This window comes from Afipia sp. GW821-FHT04G03 (genome assembly GCF_059419985.1).
Map to the genome: position 1 here is coordinate 1,076,773 of NZ_JBWKSV010000001.1, position 15,489 is coordinate 1,092,261.

At 60.6% G+C, this 15,489-nt stretch carries 15 protein-coding genes; 5 read left to right on the forward strand and 10 right to left on the reverse strand.

What is annotated here, in order from left to right:
• Positions 1–111 precede the first annotated feature (111 nt).
• Positions 112–744, reverse strand: a complete 633-nt coding sequence (locus AC07UB_RS05260; protein ID WP_494651873.1) for a DsbA family protein — start codon at positions 742–744, stop codon at positions 112–114.
• 267 nt (positions 745–1,011) lie between these two features.
• On the opposite strand from AC07UB_RS05260, the gene AC07UB_RS05265 reads away from it, so the two are divergent.
• Positions 1,012–1,836: an IS5 family transposase gene (locus AC07UB_RS05265; RefSeq protein ID WP_494651871.1), complete on the forward strand. Its 825-nt coding sequence runs from the start codon at positions 1,012–1,014 to the stop codon at positions 1,834–1,836.
• Between the two features lie 281 nt (positions 1,837–2,117).
• Here AC07UB_RS05265 and tnpC read toward each other — a convergent pair whose 3' ends face one another.
• From tnpC to AC07UB_RS05305, 8 genes are all read right to left on the reverse strand, one after another.
• A complete protein-coding gene (gene tnpC / locus AC07UB_RS05270; protein ID WP_494651870.1) occupies positions 2,118–3,695 on the reverse strand; it encodes an IS66 family transposase in 1,578 nt (525 codons plus the stop codon).
• A 71-nt stretch (positions 3,696–3,766) separates the two neighbouring features.
• On the reverse strand, positions 3,767–4,114 hold the full coding sequence (gene tnpB, locus AC07UB_RS05275) for an IS66 family insertion sequence element accessory protein TnpB (protein ID WP_494651869.1): 348 nt from the start codon (positions 4,112–4,114) through the stop codon (positions 3,767–3,769).
• Positions 4,111–4,506: an IS66-like element accessory protein TnpA gene (gene tnpA, locus AC07UB_RS05280; RefSeq protein WP_494651867.1), complete on the reverse strand. Its 396-nt coding sequence runs from the start codon at positions 4,504–4,506 to the stop codon at positions 4,111–4,113. The genes tnpB and tnpA overlap by 4 nt, the downstream gene beginning before the upstream one ends.
• Before the next feature lie 108 nt (positions 4,507–4,614).
• Positions 4,615–4,827 (reverse strand): GDCCVxC domain-containing (seleno)protein, encoded by a 213-nt coding sequence (locus AC07UB_RS05285; protein ID WP_494651866.1) that lies wholly within the window; start codon positions 4,825–4,827, stop codon positions 4,615–4,617.
• Positions 4,828–5,222: 395 nt separating this feature from the next.
• On the reverse strand, positions 5,223–5,858 hold the full coding sequence (locus AC07UB_RS05290; RefSeq protein ID WP_494651864.1) for a DsbA family protein: 636 nt from the start codon (positions 5,856–5,858) through the stop codon (positions 5,223–5,225).
• Positions 5,855–7,966, reverse strand: coding sequence for a protein-disulfide reductase DsbD family protein (locus AC07UB_RS05295; protein WP_494651862.1), 2,112 nt, complete (start codon positions 7,964–7,966; stop codon positions 5,855–5,857). Before AC07UB_RS05295 ends, AC07UB_RS05290 begins: the two co-directional genes overlap by 4 nt.
• Entirely contained in the window at positions 7,963–8,697 is a 735-nt protein-coding gene (locus AC07UB_RS05300; RefSeq protein WP_494651861.1) for a L,D-transpeptidase, read from the reverse strand. Before AC07UB_RS05300 ends, AC07UB_RS05295 begins: the two co-directional genes overlap by 4 nt.
• Positions 8,698–8,753: 56 nt before the next feature.
• Complete coding sequence (locus AC07UB_RS05305) at positions 8,754–9,131, reverse strand: hypothetical protein (protein WP_494651859.1); 378 nt, start codon at positions 9,129–9,131, stop codon at positions 8,754–8,756.
• A 126-nt stretch (positions 9,132–9,257) separates the two neighbouring features.
• Here AC07UB_RS05305 and AC07UB_RS05310 point away from each other — a divergent pair, with 126 nt between their 5' ends.
• Positions 9,258–9,620 carry an ArsR/SmtB family transcription factor gene (locus tag AC07UB_RS05310; protein WP_494651858.1) on the forward strand — a complete coding sequence of 121 codons (363 nt, stop codon included), beginning with the start codon at positions 9,258–9,260 and terminating at the stop codon, positions 9,618–9,620.
• Positions 9,621–10,347: 727 nt separating this feature from the next.
• Here the strand turns inward: AC07UB_RS05310 and AC07UB_RS05315 are convergent.
• Positions 10,348–10,626: a metal/formaldehyde-sensitive transcriptional repressor gene (locus AC07UB_RS05315; protein WP_494651856.1), complete on the reverse strand. Its 279-nt coding sequence runs from the start codon at positions 10,624–10,626 to the stop codon at positions 10,348–10,350.
• Between the two features lie 76 nt (positions 10,627–10,702).
• Between AC07UB_RS05315 and AC07UB_RS05320 the strand changes: the two genes are divergently transcribed.
• Genes AC07UB_RS05320 through AC07UB_RS05330 form a run of 3 tightly spaced genes read left to right on the forward strand, consistent with a single transcriptional unit; the run spans position 10,703 to position 15,479 of the window.
• Positions 10,703–10,984 (forward strand): metal-sensing transcriptional repressor, encoded by a 282-nt coding sequence (locus AC07UB_RS05320; RefSeq protein ID WP_494651855.1) that lies wholly within the window; start codon positions 10,703–10,705, stop codon positions 10,982–10,984.
• Positions 10,985–11,027: 43 nt separating this feature from the next.
• Positions 11,028–12,236 (forward strand): efflux RND transporter periplasmic adaptor subunit, encoded by a 1,209-nt coding sequence (locus AC07UB_RS05325; RefSeq protein WP_494651854.1) that lies wholly within the window; start codon positions 11,028–11,030, stop codon positions 12,234–12,236.
• 3 nt (positions 12,237–12,239) lie between these two features.
• Positions 12,240–15,479 (forward strand): efflux RND transporter permease subunit, encoded by a 3,240-nt coding sequence (locus tag AC07UB_RS05330; protein ID WP_494651853.1) that lies wholly within the window; start codon positions 12,240–12,242, stop codon positions 15,477–15,479.
• Positions 15,480–15,489 lie beyond the last annotated feature (10 nt).

Consider the following 15,489-nt stretch of genomic DNA (forward strand, 5'->3'; position numbering starts at 1 on the left):
CAACTCGTTCAGTTCCACCGAACAACTATTGCGAACAGGCGAAGGCGCACATCTTAAGACCTGAGCCTTGCAATGTTTCATTGACCACGTCGTCCGTTCTCAAGGCGCTTGCTACTTTTTCCGCTCAGCAGCCCGAGCATCCGCAATGGCTTGTTTAAAGCCAGCCGGATTCATGGCCCCCGGCACTCTGACTGTTCCAATAATAAAGGCAGGTGTCCCTCCGAAACCGAATGCCTCAGCCTGCGCACTGTCGCGGGCTAACAGAGTTTCTATGGCCGACTTATAGGTTTCCAAGTCTCGCTTCGCGCGATTTACATCAATTCCGGCCTCCTCAAGCAGTTTTTGAATTTTACCTTTGCTTAGTTTCGTGCGAGCCTCTATGAGCGCTCCGTGCGCTTCGTGGTACTTGTTTTGATACTTTCCCGCGAGAACCATTTTCGCCGCGTATTGCGAATCTCCGCCAAAGATCGGCCAATTCTTCATCACGATCCGCAGCTTGCCATCCTCTTTTGCGATCTTAAGAAGTTCGGGGGCGACTTTTCTGCAATAGGGACACTGATAATCCAAGTATTCAACGATTGTGAGATCACCTTCCGAATTTCCGATCGATAGACTTTCAGGGTCCCGGAGCGCGCTTTCGTTAAACGCATCTGCGCACTCGCCTCGCGCTCTGGGCAGGTTACTAATAAGGGCCTTGACAGAACGCGCGCATGCAATGGCAACAGCGACCACTGATTTTTTCATGACGTGACCTAATTCTGTGACGAGTTACTTGATACTGCCGCAGCCGCGTCGAATGCGGTCGATACAGCCGAAGTGGAAAGGATTTCCGAAAGGGCGATGCCATCGAGGGCTTTGGGACCAAAAACGATGTTGAATGGAATGCCGGGGCGCTCGTTTTCACGCATGAACTTTGCGTTCAAAAACCTAAGAGCCGGACTGAAAAAGAAGCTGAGTGATTTCAGCGAGTTGTGATTCCTTCGGATTTGCAAAGATTCGAGGGAGAGCACGATGGCCTGGACCGAAATCACTCGCCGACATTATAGGCGCGAGGGCTTGCGATATGGAAGCGATACGACCGATGCAGAGTGGTTTGTGATGGAGTCACTTCTGCCGCCTGCATCGGCGCTCGGGCGTCCACGCGCGACCGACATGCGAACGGTGATAGATGCGATCCTCTACATTGCGTCCACCGGTTGCCAATGGCGGCAGTTGCCCAAGGACTTCCCACCCTACTCGACCGTGCAGGGCTATTTCTACGCCTGGTCGCGCGGCGGACTCTTTGCCTCTCTCAACTACACCCTCGTGATGGCGTCGCGCGAGGCGGCCGGCCGAGAGGCGAGCCCGACGGCTGGCGTGATTGACAGCCAGTCGGTGAAAACCACGGAAAGCGGTGGCCCACGGGGCTATGATGCAGGAAAGAAAATCAAGGGCCGCAAGCGCCACATCGTCACCGACACGGAAGGCAACCTGGTCGGGCTCGTCGTGCACGAAGCCAACATTCAGGACCGCGATGGCGCTCCGTGCGTCCTTGCTGCGATCCGCTCGCGCTATCCCTGGCTGCGCCACATCTTCGCCGATGGTGGCTATGCCGGAGAGAAACTGCGCACGGCCTTAAAGCGCATCGGCGAATGGACGATAGAAATCATCAAGCGCTCCGACACGGCGAAGGGCTTCGAAGTTCTGCCACGTACATGGGTCGTCGAACGTACTTTCGCATGGCTCGGTCGCTGCCGTAGACTGGCAAAGGATTTCGAAGCGACCATCGCCAGCGCTGTTGCCTGGGCGTACGTCGCCCACATCCGAACCCTCACGCGGCGACTCGCAAGAGCTTGAAATCAAATGAAATCATTTTGAGTCGGACACTAAGAACAAGCCCTCCTAGACTTTCACCCTTACCACATGGTGGCGCTTGCAACTTGCAACCCCAGAATGGCGTCAGGCTCCAGGCGCAATAGGATGTTGGGGTGGCTTCGCTATTAACATACCGCCTCGCATCAGTAGGTTCGAACCGGTGGTGGCGCCAACATCGCGCGGTAGCCGCCGCTCCCTACAGCCGCAGCTGAAAGCCTCGTGGAGTATGCCGCATTCAGCACCACGCGTCGACTAAGATCCAGCTATTCGATAGGCTTCAGAACCAGCTCATCGCCGCTGGCTTTCACAAACCCAAATTTGGCATAGGCGCCCTGCCCTTCAGGTGAACTCAGAAACCCCAGAAAAGCCTCCGATGCCTGACGATGTCCGGAATTGTTGAGCGCACCGATTACATAGGAAACCTCGTTGCGTAGACTGTCCTGTTCCGGAAGTTCGACGGCGTCGATGTCAGCTCCCGCGCGCAGAGCCTCCAGCGCTTCCGTCTTCCATACAATCCCGGCATCTGAGAGGTTTGCCTTGGCCTTGGCGACATCGTTGCTGCGCGAGAGCTTGGCGCGTTGTACACGCATCCAGGCTTCCAGATCGGCCACCAGCGGCGCGCTGAGTTCCTGGCGAACCGTCTTGCGCCTTTCGGCGCTCTGACCGTTGATGGCCCGCTCGATCTCGAACAGGGCATCGATCCGGCGTACTGTTTCCAGCGCCAGCGGAGAGATCACTGCCGGCTTCTTGCCCTGGGCCTTTCGACGCGCGTTCTCGGCCAGATCAGCCATCACGAAGAACGGACGCCGGGCGTGGACCCAACAGGCCGCTTCCAGGATCGGTCCAGGCGCGCGGCCAGGCTCGTAGAGCTTGCCATAGCCGCTATAGGCATCGGCCTGGAAGATGCCGGTATAGTTGGCCAGATGCGCCTGGGGATGCTCGCCGGCGCGATCACGTGAGTAATAGAACACCGCCCCCGGCGGTGCCTGACCGCCAAACGGCTTGTCGTCGCGCACATAAACCCAGATCCGGCCGGTGTCAGTCTTGCCCTTGGCCAGCACCGGGACCGTCGTGTCGTCCCCATGCAACCGCTCCGCACTCAGGACGTAGCTTTCCAGACGCTTGAACAAAGGCATCAGCGCCGACGTGCAGCCGCCGACCTGGTCGGCCAGGGTCGATAGGCTGATCGGCACGCCCTCCTTGGCGTAGCGCTCAGCTTGTCGGTTCAACGGCTGATGTTGACCAAATTTCTCGAACAGCACCATCGCCAGCAGGCTTGGCCCCGCCCAGCCGCGGGCAAGCACATGGAACGGCGCCGGGGCCTGGCTGATCTTCTCGCAATCACGGCAAGTAAACTTCTCGCGGACGTGCTGGATCACCTTCCAGGATTTCGGGACCACCTCCAGCGTCTCGGTGATGTCCTCGCCAAGCTTGGACAGCCGCCCGCCGCCACAGCAGGCGCACGCCACAGGTCCCGGCACGATCGCCCGCTCGCGAGGCAGATGCTGCGGGAACGGCTGGCGCGACGGCCGCTTGCGCGTGAACGACGCTACCTTCGTGGTTTTGGCCGCGGTCATTTCGGCTGCGAGTTCGTCCTCCGTCGCCGAACTCTCCAGCTCCTCCAGCGTCAGTTCGAGCTGATCCAATAGCCGCGCCGTACGCTCCGAGCGCGGGCCATAGCGGTCGCGGTTGAGTTTCTCGATCTGCAGCTTCAGATGAGCGATCAATGCCTGGTCGTCGGATTGCCGAGCGCGGGCGGTCGCAGCCTCCGCGCGAGCAACGATCAATGCCGCTTTCAGCGTTTCGATGTCGTCTGGCAGCGATTCAAGGCCGGCACCCATGGCCCTGATGGAATCACAAAAGGGGCGATTTGAGGCGTCTTTTCTTCCGCACCTCAGAACTTTTTTTGAGCCTAGCCTGCGCTCCGTGGTCGCCACGTGTGCTGCGGGTTGCGCCAGTCGATTGCCTCCAGCAGATAACTCATCTGCGCCGCGGTCAGCCCTACCACACCGCCCACCGTCACTGGCCAGACAAAACGGCCACGGTCCAACCGCTTGGCGTAGAGCGACAATCCAATTCCATCGTGCCACAAGGCCTTGACCAGCGAGCCGCTGCGTCCGCGGAACACGAAGACATCTCCAGCGAACGGATCACGACCAAGGCTTTCCTGCACCAATAATGACAAACCCTGCATGCCCTTGCGCATGTCGGTATAGCCAGTCGCAATCCAGATGCGTGCGCTCGACGAGATCGGGATCATCGACCCTCCAGAACCTGCAGCACCCGCGCCAGGGCGGCCGCATCGACCCCGGCATCGACAATCACCCGACGATCCCTGCCAACGATGATCACCATCTGCCCGCTCGTCGGCGTGGCAGCAACCGTCGGCTCGACCTCAGCGGCAAGGACGACCCGCGCAAAGCCGGATTGCTCGCTTTGAGGGCTTATCGGCTCGAGACCGAACGAGCGCCGCCATGTCATCAGCAACGAACGTGATATGCCATGGCGCCTTGCTGTCGACGATATCGCGCGCGGCGCTTGAAAGCTCTCGGTTACGATCCGCAGCTTCTCGTCATCCGACCAGCGCCGCCGGCGACCAGTCTCGACCACCTCAAGCCGTTCAACCTGAGTACTGCGCTTATGGCTGTCCATAAGGGCTGTTACGCATCAATTGGACTAATCCAACAAGACGGCCCTCGCCGGAGGGAGACTTAAATTGCACCATCATTAACTTTTAATCGCACGGCGGAACCCTGCCCTTTAACGCGTCACACAACACGAACTCCCCTCTTGGATGGGCGGACACGAGATTGAGCCGTATGAGCAAAACACACAGCAGTCGCCTGCCTTTGGCTTCAAGCGCACTCCGCACCCTTTGCAGTCATAGAAGAATTGACATGCATCGGTCGGCATCGTCTCCAACGAATGATGACTGCACTGCGGACAAGTAACGGTCGATTGAAGTTGCGTCATGCGCGAACACTCGAATACGGAAATCGACTTGCTTCAACGTGCGTGAGTCTTACTGCATCATTTTCGCAGGATAACCGGCATTGGTGGTCGCCGTAATAAGCGCGGGGACGTTCGTACGACTGTCTTCGAAACGCACCCTTGCAGTTGCGGCTCCTTGCGCCTCCGACATCTGGGGTCCGTACCTTGACACAGCAGCAATACACCACACATACGCCCTCACTTTGATGTTCGGACGAAGAACGCAGCCATTGAAACTTGGCGTTCTTCTCAATCTCGTATGCGGTACTGTGACCCGAACCGCCCAAGTCGTTCAGATAAAATCGGTCAGTTGCTGTCGGCTTCATGGTCCAGAGATCCACCATGTTCGAAAGCCACAACCGTCCGCTCATGGGCGTCTATTTCTTTTTCTGCGCCGCAGTCCGCGCATCCGCGATGGCTCGTTTAAAGCCGGCGGCATCCAGTACCCCCGGCACCCTGAATGTCCCGATAATGAAGGCAGGCGTACCCTGGAAGCCGAATGCCTCGGCCTGTTCATTGTTGCGAGCCAACAGCGCTTCTATCGCAGGCTTGTAGGTTTCCATGTCTCGCTTCGCGCGATCGACATCGACACCGGCCTCTCCAAGCAATTTTTGAACGACTTCTTCGTTCAGTCTCGTGCTGGCTCCGATGAGCGCTGCGTGCGCCTCATGGTACTTGTTCTGATATTTGGCCGCGAGAGCCATTTTCGCTGCATATTGCGAAGCGCCGCCAAAGATCGGCCAGTCCTTCATCACGATGCGCAGCTTGCCATCCTCTTTCGCGATCTTAAGAAGCTCGGGGGCCACCTTCTTGCAGTATGGACACTGATAATCGAAGTATTCAACGATGGTGATATCACCCTGGGGATTTCCGATCGGCGGAATGTCCGGGTCACGGAGCACGCTTTCCCTGAAAGCGTCTGCGGTCTCGCCTCGTGCTCCCGGCACGAAGTTAATAAGCGCCCCGAGAGAGAGCGTGGAAGCGACAACGACAGCAATGATCGACTTTTTCATGGGGTGACCTTCTGTGGGGGGATATTTGATACTGCTGCAGCCTCATTGAAAGCGGCCGATACAGACGAAGTTGATAGGAATTCCGAAAGAGCGATGCCGTCCGGAGCTCTGGGGCCAAAGACGATGTTGAAGGGAATGCCGAAGCGCCCGTGTTCACGCATGAACTGTGCGATTTCGGTGTCCGGCCTGGTCCAGTCGGCCCGCATCGGTACGACGTCTGAAGAAAGACGCCCCGCAACCTCCTCCCTATCGATGACAAGCGCCTTGTTGATCTTACAGGCGATGCACCAGTCCGCTGTAACATCTACGAACACCGTGCGACCCGCACCGACGAGCACCCGCAGATCGCTGCTTGAGAACGTGCGCCAGGGTATCGCGCTCCGGGGGGACGCTTGAGGTTGCGGCGCGAATACCGCAAGCACAGCGACGATGAATCCAATTGTTCCCGTGGCTGTCGCGACCATTTTCAGGGAGGCGCCCTTCAACAGGCTCAGGGCGGCCAACCCTAACGTCAATGTCGCGCCAAGAGAGATCGCAAACGTCCGGCCTGCTACCTCGCCAAGTACAAGCAAGAGCCAGCCGGCGGTCACGACTAACGCGACACCAAAGATCCGCTTGACGTATGCCAGCCAAGGCCCGGGCCGTGGGATGACGTTTGCCATTGCAGGAACGGCCACGACGAGCAGATAGGGCGACGCCATGCCGACGCCCAGAGCCGTGAAGATTGCGAATATCTCGGCGGTTCCCTGCGACAGTGCAAAACCAACGGCAGTGCCGACCAACGGCGCGGAACAGGGCGTTGCAAGCAGCGTGGCCACGAATCCGCTCAGAAAATGCGAGGTCGTCGATGAGCCACCTGCGATGCCGCTTACCCGGGTCAGGAAGCCTGAAGATACCGGGACGCTGAAAAGCCCGAACTGATCCGCCGCGAACAGGACAAGGACCACCGCCATGCCACCGAGAAACCAGGGTTGTTGAAACTGGATACCCCATCCGACACTGGCGCCGGCAGCCTTCATGCCGGCAAGCCCGCCCGCCAGCAGAAGAAAGGAAACCAGGACTCCCGCGGCCGTAGCAGCAAATCCCTTGCGAACCTGGCCACGATCGGCCGCGCTGCCGTGAATGAACGAAAGAAGCTTCAGCGAAAGCACCGGAAACACGCAGGGCATGAGGTTCAGAATGAAGCCCCCGACGAGCGCGATGCCAATGAGAGCAAGCATACCGCCAGGTACATCGGACGCCGGCTGATCCACTGGGCTCGTCGCACCAGTTCCTCCGTTTGCCTGCGGTGAGGGTGATACGGCCAAGACGGCTGCGCCGTCGGAAACGATGGTCGCCGTCACCGTACGCGTCCTGATGCTTTCGGCGGTCTCGCCAGGCAGGTTCATGGTTAGAAACGCCCGATTACCATGCTCAAAGGTCACGACAGGCTTGTCGCCGCTCAATGCCGGATCGCTCTCGATGAACGCATCGGGCGCAACAAGTGGCTTTGTCGAGGCGATCTCGATCTTTATCGATGCTGGGCCCGTCGGAGACCGCTCGACCGACAGAACGGAAAGCACATTGGACGTAGGCCGCGGTACCCGAGAACGCCACGCATCGATGGTCGTCTGGGAGAGTCCGTTTGCGCCAGGCTGTATCGTGGCGCCGAGCACGCGCTCTTCCCGCACACAGATGGTGCTGCAAGCGTAGACCGCGATCTTTAGATGAATGCGCGTCTCGATGCCTGGATCGCGGACCTTGATTTTGACGGGAAACAGGACCTCATGTGTGTACCCAACCGACTCGAACCCGAGAATCGATAGCCGGGATGGTGCAGGCCAGTTCACCTCAGCACTGACGACGTTCGACGAGCCGGACCAATCGAACTCAGTCGGAAGGCCGGCGTCCCCCGGTGATTTCCAGTAGGTTTTCCAGCCAGGACCAAGGTCTACACGTACACCGATCCAGGTGACGTCCGGTTTTCCCGCTTCCGAGCTGCCCGTCAGAAGGTCGGCTTTGATATCGGGCCTCTGAGTTGCCGCTTGGGCGAAGGGCTGGCCCTGCGCCTCGGGCATCGCTGATATCAGAGCGAGCGCCACCATCGCGCGAGATACAAAATGCATCATCTCAGCACCTCAGCTTTGGTGAGCAGATTGGCCTCGATTGACGAGGCTGCACGCGCTTCCTGTTCTGAAAGTACAACGACCTTGGACCCGACCGGCACACGATCGAAGAGATCGATCACATCCTGATTTAAGAGCCGGATGCATCCGCTCGAAACATTCTTCCCAATGCTTTCCGGCTCGTTGGTCCCGTGAATGCGAAACAGCGTGTCCTTGCCGTTCTGGAACAAGTACAACGCACGCGCGCCGAGCGGATTCTCGATCCCCGCAACCATGCCTTGACGGTACTGCCTAAGCTCGGGCTGCCGAGCGACCATGGCGGATGGCGGCGTCCACGTCGGCCACTGCGCCTTGCGGCGGATGTCCGCCGTTCCGGTCCATCCGAACCCATCACGGCCCACGCCAACTCCGTAGCGCATCGCAAAGCCGCTCTCCTGCACGAGATAGAGAAACTTGGCATAGGGATCGACGACGATGGTGCCGGGCGGATGTTGAGTCGCGTATCGGACACGTCGTTTGACGTACTTTGGGTCAATCGTTTCAGCTTTGACCGCTGGAATTTTGAAGGCGCTGTCGGTAAGTGCGGGATATTGCGGCTGCCGGGGCGGCGCATACGACGCCTCCTGGAGCGTTGCCTGATTGCAGGCGGCCAACAGGACGGTCAATCCGGCTGTGCAAAGCACGCGCAGGCACGGATGCGCCGCCGCACGAAGCGCGGCTAATGGCGATGTCATGAGAAGTCTCCGAAGGGATCTATGGACGCAATAATAGCGTCAGCGCGAAGCTGACCTTATGCGTCGATCCGTGGAGGCCGGTACTGGGGAGCGGCAAGCCACTGCACCTCGAGCCGCTTGTCAGCGTAGGGCAATATTCCGGCCTTGCCGTGACTGGGTTCCACAATTGCTGACGTATTGATCTCTAACCCAATCAGTGCACCGACACTGCACAACGTGCCGACGGCGCCCGGAACCACCCGCTTGCATGGTTTCCCGCCCTTAACCGAATGGCTTTGAGCAAAAGCCGCCTGAGCAGGTTCGGCTTTGGAAAACCCGCGCGCAAAGGACGGCTGCACGAGCGATACCAGGATCCCCAAAATGCAGAGTAGCGCGAGCAAGCCGATCGGCCGTCTCGCGGTTCCGCGCATGGAAATGAAGATAAGACCGTGCATCCGCACCTTTTCTCTCAGGCTCGTAGCGGGAGGCAAATCAACGTTACGTGACGCAACGACAATTCCATGGTTGGCAATTTCATAAGCTCTTGCTACATTAGAACAGAATAATAGACAACCAAAAAGATGAACAAATTGCCCAACGCCTCGAAAGATCTTGCCGATTTTCAAAGGAACGCCGCGGAAGTTGCGGGAATTCTGAACGCGCTGGCCAACGAGCGACGCTTGATGATCTTGTGTCAGTTGGTCGAATACGGCGAAGCTACCGTCGGATCCCTCGTCGATGCCGTGGGTATAAGCCAGTCGGCTCTCTCCCAGCATCTTTCCAAGCTGCGCGAGGAAGGCATCGTGACCTTCCGCAAGGAAAGCCAGACAGTCTGGTATCGCATTGCCGATTCGCGCATCGAGCGGCTGTTTGCAACGCTGCACGACCTTTTCTGCCGGACGCGTAAGGCTGGCGTCAAATCCCGGCGGGTGCGTCATGCCTAACTTCACCCCGGTCTCCACCCTTATCGGTAGCCTCCCGACAGGAGCATCTGAAGCCTTGCTCCTGCTGCTCAACAGGAGAATTCCGGCACTGCAAAAAGGCCATGAGTGCGAACAAGTCGGCTTGAAACGAAGTGCTGACGGCCGCGTTGTGTCGGACCAGTTTTATGCAGAACATGCGATCGATTGCCGGCGCATATCAGCGTCCGCATTAATGAGCAGATCCAGCGGGATATCGCAGTTCGGGTGCGCCACTACGCGCACCATTTGGACGAAACCCCGGAAGGGCTCCACGCGCCGGCGCGCGAGTGGGATATTGAACGCGCCGGTTCTGGCATTCGTCGGCGTCACGCTCGCGAGCAGAGATCGACGCTGGCTCGCCCTTCCGGCGCTGGTAACGAGCTTTCTTTTTCAGCGCGCAATTCACGGATGGTGCCCACCGGTTCCGATCCTTCGCCGCCTCGGCTTTCGAACGTCCTATGAGATTGAGCAAGAGAGACAGGCCCTCAAGGCCTTACGCGGGGATTTCGGGAATGTCGCCACTTCAGCGGATAGAGCTGCTGAGGCCCTACGCGCCACGATCAGGCCGCGTGAGTAACTACATCTAAATAGCGCAAGGAGAGGCGGCGCGGTGCTGCGGCACTTTAGCGGCAAACCCGATTTCGGGCGGGCCGGCGACCGAAGGTCAGCATGGTTTCGTGGCTCGATGGCTTCGACGGAATTGCCAACTCTATTTCAGGTAAGTGTGAACGACTTCGATGAGTTCGTCCGCCGCATCCGCGTTTAGCGCGCCCGGATTTTTCTGCGGATCGACCAGGTGAGTCCGGATGTGGTCCTCGACCACCTCCGCCATTAAGCCGGCGACAGAACCGCGTACGCCCGCGATCATATGCATGATGCGCTCGCACTCGGCCTCCTCTCCCAGCGCACGCTCGATCGCCTCGACTTGACCTTTAATCCGGCGGACGCGGGCAAGCAGCTTTTTCTTTTCCCTCACTGTATGGCTCATTGCGACAATATAGCCTACCCCCCTATTCTACGCAATTCCCCTTGCCCTATCCCCCCTGGGGGGATACATGCTTCCCATGCCCAATGATCATGTTCACGTAACTCATCCTGCAATCCTCAAGCGTCTGAAGCGCGCCGAAGGTCACCTTCACAAGGTGATCGAGATGTTCTCGGACGGCCGCCCCTGTCTCGACCTCGCGCAGCAGCTTCATGCCGTCGAGAAGGCCATCAGCGAGGCGAAGAAGACGCTGATCCACGATCACGTCGATCATTGCCTGGACACCGCCGCCAACGGTGGGAAGGCAAAATCGACTGAAAGCGTGCTCGCCGAGTTCAAGGCGATCTCGCGATACCTGTGACGGCGCCGCAGCCGTTTCCGCACTAGAAACCGTCAGTATCCACATGGCCATCCGACCGATTACCGTCGTCGCAGCGTTTGCCCTCGGTGCCGCACTCGCGTTCGGCATACCGACGTTGCAGCGCGTAGCCGGTCTCGGGGCCCCGGCGGCCGTCGCGCAGCGGGAAACCAAGCCCGCCGGCTTCCCGAACAAGTCGATTGTCGTGGCGATGGACGACGAGCGCATTAAGCTTGCAGAGATCGAGGAGCGCAGCGTCGGGCCCGCCACGATCGCCAGGCGCCTCGCCGTGCCAGGTACCGTCGTGCCCGATGCCGGCCGGGTGGCCCATGTGGCAGTCAAATTGTCGGGCACGGTCGCCGAACTGCGCAAGAATATCGGCGATGACGTGACCAAGGACGATGTTCTGGCCGTCCTCGAGAGCCGCGAGGTCGCCGACGCGAAGAGCGAGTATCTTGCGGCCCGCCTCTCGAACGACCTGCAGCAGGATCTGACGGCCCGCGACAAATCCCTTTGGGAGGGACGCGCCGTTCCGGAGCAGCAATACATCCGCTCGCGCAATGCGGCGGCGCAGGCCTCGATGCGCCTCAATATTGCGCGCCAGAAGTTGCTGGCCCTGGGCGTGCGAACGGATGAAATCGAAGCACTTCCGCAAGCCCCCGACGCCCTGCTGCGCAGCCAGAACGTGCGTGCCCCCATCTCGGGACGAATTGCTGAACGCAGGGTCGAACTTGGCACGGCCGTCGGTCGCGACAATCTCGAAACCGAACTCTTCGTCATCGTCGACCTCGGCCGCGTCTGGATCGATCTATCCGTCTCCTCGGCCGATCTGCCCGCGGTCAAGGAGGGACAAGCGGTCAACGTCGCGACGCGCAGACAACCGGAGGCAGGCACCGCGAAGATCGTCTTCGTGAGCCCGCTGCTCGACAAGGATACCCGTACCGCGCGCGTCGTCGCAGCCATCGATAACGCCGACGGGCGCTGGAGACCAGGGTCGTTCGTCACGGCCGCTATCGCCATCGAGGAACACACCGCTCCCGTGGTCGCGCCGTTCGGCGCCGTCCAGAGCGTCGGAGGCCGCAAGGCCGTCTTCGTCCGCACCAAGGACGGTTTTGAAAAGCGCGACGTCGTCTTGGGCCAGCGCGACGGCCAGTCCGTCGAGATCGTGTCGGGCCTTTCGGCCGGCGAGACCATCGCGGTGTCGAACACGTTCTCGCTTAAGGCGGAACTTTCGAAGCCCGGCGAAGAGGACTGAGCGGTGATCGAGTGGATCGTCGATTTTTCGGTGAAGCGCAGGCGGCTGGTCCTGCTCGTCACGCTCGTCGCCGCCGCGTCCGGTCTCTGGTCGCTGACCAAGCTGCCGATCGACGCCGTTCCGGACGTGACCAACGTCCAGGTGCAGGTCAACGCAGTCGCGCCATCGCTTACGCCGGTCGAGATCGAAAAGCAGGTCACCGTCGCGCTGGAGACCGCGCTTGCGGGAATACCGGGACTGGAGTCAACGCGGTCGTTCTCCAGGAACGGTTTTGCGCAGATCACGGCGGTGTTCGCCGACCGCACCAACATCTACTTCGCCCGGCAATTGGTGTCGGAGCGGATCAACGACGCCAAGCCCAGCCTTCCGCCGGGTGTCGACGTCAGGATGGGGCCGGTTTCCACGGGGCTCGGTGAGATCTACTGGTGGGCCGTCGAATACGAAAAGCCCGGCACGACCGCCCCCGTCCGCGACGGCCGGCCGGGATGGCAGACCGACGGAAGCTATCTGACGCCCGAAGGCGAGCGTCTGGCCGACGAGTTCCAGCGCACCGTTTACTTACGCACGGTGCAGGACTGGGTGATACGTCCGCAGATGAAGTCGGTGCCGGGCGTCGCCGGCGCCGATGCCATCGGTGGCTTCGTCAAGCAGTTCCAGGTCCAGCCGGATCCGGCGAAGCTGGTGGGTTACGGCTTGACGTTCGACCAGGTGATCGCGGCCATCGAAGCCAACAACGTCAGCCGGGGGGCGAACTACATCGAGCAGAACGGCGAAGGCTATGTCGTGCGCGCCGCCGGGCGCGTCGAGAACATGGACGACATCGCCAACATCGTCGTCACGACCCGCGGCGGCATCCCCGTGCGGGTGCGGGACGTCGCCGACGTCGCGATCGGGCGCGAACTGCGGACTGGCAGCGCCAGCGTCGATGGGCGTGAGGTCGTGCTGGGAACAGCGCTGATGCTGATCGGCGGCAACAGCCGGACGGTAGCCGCGGCCGCCGACGTCCGGATCAAGGAGGTCAGCCGTACCCTGCCGCCGGGCATCTATGCGCATACCGTCTTGAACCGGACGCAACTGGTCGACGCGACGATCCATACGGTGGCGAGCAATCTGGCCGAAGGCGCGCTCCTCGTCATAGCCGTCCTCTTTCTGCTGCTGGGCAACATGCGCGCGGCCCTCATCACCGCCTGCGTGATCCCCGTGACGATGCTGGTCACCGCCACCGGTATGCTGCAGGGGCGAATCAGCGCCAACCTCATGAGCCTGGGCGCGCTGGACTTCGGCCTGATCGTCGACGGCGCCGTCATCATTGCCGAGAACAGCCTGCGCCATCTCGCCGAACGGCAGCGCGAACTGGGCCGACCCCTGTCGCTCGAAGAGCGGCTATCCACCGTGACGGCTTCGACGTCGGAGATGATCCGTCCGACGGTGTACGGCCAGATCATCATCATCCTGGTGTACGTTCCCCTGCTCGCCTTCACGGGTGTCGAAGGCAAGACGTTCGAGCCGATGGCGCTGACGGTGATGATTGCGCTCGCGACCGCGTTCGTCGTCTCGCTCACCTTCGTGCCGGCCGCCATCGCGGTCGCGGTTTCGAAGCCCGTACGCGAGGACGAGAACTATTTCGTCCGCCGGCTGAAGTCCGGATACGCGCCATTGCTGAGCCGGACGATCGCAAGGCCGCTGCCGGTAATGGCCATCGCGGTGCTGTTGTTCGTCGGCGCCGTTCTTCTGTTCGGCCGGCTCGGGCAGGAGTTCACGCCGACGCTCGACGAGAAGAACATTGTCATGGAGGTGAAGCGGGTGCCGAGCACGGCGCTCGCGCAGTCGCAGCGGATGCAGCTTCTGATCGAACGCCAGATCAGCAAGTTTCCCGAAGTCGCCTTCGTCTTCTCCCGGACCGGAACGCCGGATCTAGCCGCCGATCCGATGCCTCCGAGCTCGTCCGACACCTACATCATCGTCAGGCCGCAGAACGAGTGGCCGGATCCCGGCATCACGAAGGACGACCTGATCAAGCGCATCGAGGCCGAAGCCACCAAGCTTCCGGGCAACAAGGTCGGCTTCTCGCAGCCGATCGAGATGCGGTTCAACGAACTGATCGCGGGCGTACGCGAAGACCTTGCGGTGAAGGTCTTTGGAGACGACTTTGCGGAGATGCAGCGCACGGCAGCCCGGATCGCGGATGTGCTGCGCAAGGTTGACGGCGCCGAGAGCGTCAAGGTAGAGGAGACGGCGGGCCTTCCCTTCCTTGAGATCAAGATAGACAAATCCGAGTTAGCCCGGCGCGGTCTCAGCCTCGCGTCGGTGCAGGACCTGATCGAGACAGCCGTGGGCGGCCGCCCCGCGGGGCTCGTCTTCGAGGGCGACCGCCGATTCCAGATCGTCGTGCGCCTCAACGATGCGCTGCGCAACGACATCTCGGCGCTCGAGGATCTTCCAGTACCGCTTCCGAACGCCAATCCGAACGTTCCTTCGTCCTCCGTCCCGCTGCGGACGGTGGCGACGTTCGAGCAGACCGAGGGCGCCAACCAGATCAGTCGCGAAAACGGCAAGCGGCGTGTCGTCGCGACGGCCGAAGTCCGCGGACGCGACATCGGCTCCCTGGTCGCGGAGGCGCAGGCCAAGGTCGACGATCAGGTAAAGCTCCCGCCGGGGAGTTTCCTGACCTGGGGCGGACAGTTCGAGAACTTCTCCGTCGCGCGTCAGCGTCTGATGATCGTCGTGCCGGGCTGTTTTCTGCTGATACATCTTCTCCTGTTCGGCGCGTTGGGGTCGCCGCGTGACGCGCTCATCGTCTTCAGCGCCGTGCCTTTGGCGCTGACCGGCGGCATCGCCGCACTCTGGCTTCGCGGTATGCCGTTCTCGATTTCGGCGGCCGTCGGCTTCATCGCCCTGTCGGGTGTCGCCGTCCTGAACGGCCTGGTGATGCTCACCCAGATCCGGAAACTAATTCTCGAAGGTGTCGACACGAACCTGGCCATCAGCCAAGGCGCCCTCACCCGCTTTCGTCCGGTTATCATGACCGCACTGGTCGCTTCGCTGGGTTTCGTGCCCATGGCCATCGCGACGGGTACGGGAGCCGAAGTGCAGAAGCCGTTGGCGACCGTCGTCATCGGCGGGCTGTTGAGCGCGACACTGCTGACGCTGCTGGTCCTGCCCGCACTCTACTCCTACTTCGCAACCGCCCAGACACAGAAGAAACCCGACAGTGCATTCATCCCGAGCCGCGCGGCCGAATAGAAACCGAGGG